2 protein-coding genes are annotated in these 1,143 nt (G+C 54.3%); both read left to right on the top strand.

The genetic code is table 11. The annotated features are described in order from the left end of the window. On the top strand, positions 1–444 hold a 444-nt coding region (gene rplJ / locus ACIGDJ_RS28030; RefSeq protein ID WP_397504707.1), incomplete at its 5' end, for a 50S ribosomal protein L10. Between the two features lie 73 nt (positions 445–517). Continuing rightward, the gene (gene rplL, locus ACIGDJ_RS28035; protein ID WP_007962228.1) at positions 518–883 is read left to right on the top strand and encodes a 50S ribosomal protein L7/L12; all 366 of its coding nucleotides are present in this window, start codon (positions 518–520) and stop codon (positions 881–883) included. Positions 884–1,143: the final 260 nt, after the last annotated feature.

Consider the following 1,143-nt stretch of genomic DNA (forward strand, 5'->3'; position numbering starts at 1 on the left):
AAAGTCGCTCTGTCCGCTGTCGTGGTTGATGCACGTGGCGTAACAGTAGGCGCAATGACCGGACTCCGTAAAGAGGCTCGTGAAGCTGGCGTTTACGTACGTGTTGTACGTAACACCCTGCTCAAGCGCGCTGTTGCTGACACTCAATACAGTGTCCTCAACGACGTGTTCACCGGCCCGACCCTGATTGCATTCTCCAACGAACATCCGGGCGCTGCTGCCCGTATCTTCAAAGAGTTTGCCAAGGGTCAGGACAAGTTCGAGATCAAGGCAGCTGCGTTCGAGGGCAAGTTCCTCGCAGCTAATCAGATCGACGTACTGGCAACTCTGCCGACCCGTGACGAAGCAATTTCTCAGCTGATGAGCGTGATTCAAGGCGCTACCAGCAAATTGGCTCGTACTCTGGCGGCAATTCGCGACCAGAAAGAAGCTGCCGCAGCCTAAGGCTCGTCACTTCTCGCGTTTTTTGTTTATTTCGATGGTCGCGTAGGCCGTCCCCCAATTCAGGAATTGAGTCATGTCTCTGACTAACGAACAAATCATCGAAGCAATCGGCCAGAAATCCGTAGTGGAAATCGTTGAGCTGATCAAAGCGATGGAAGAAACCTTCGGTGTTACCGCTGCTGCCGCTTCGGCTGGCCCAGCTGTAGCTGCTGCTGCTGTTGAAGAGCAAACCGAGTTCAACGTTGTTCTGCTGGAAGCTGGCGAGAAGAAGGTTAACGTGATCAAGGCAGTTCGTGAACTGACCGGTCTGGGCCTGAAAGAAGCCAAAGAGAAAGTAGACGGCGCTCCTCAGGTTGTAGCTGAAGGCGTTTCGAAAGAAGCGGCTGAAGACGCCAAGAAGAAGCTGGAAGAAGCAGGCGCTAAAGTCGAGCTGAAGTAAGCATCGACTTTGCTCCTCCAGCCCGAGCGTCAAGCGACAGGCTGATGGCTGGTGGCTCTTGCCACCGGCCTTTTTCCGTTATTGGCAGCCGACTGGGTCGGTGTCGATAAAGGCGCTGTAACCACCCGATGCGGTGGCGCAAACCATGGGGTTTGCACGATTTTCTGGCTGCTCCCGTCGGGAGGGGCCAAACAAGCAGGTGACCAAGCTGGGGAACGCTGATGGCTTACTCATATACTGAGAAAAAACGTATCCGCAAG

This window comes from Pseudomonas sp. NPDC079367, from assembly GCF_044542195.1.
Lineage (GTDB): Bacteria > Pseudomonadota > Gammaproteobacteria > Pseudomonadales > Pseudomonadaceae > Aquipseudomonas.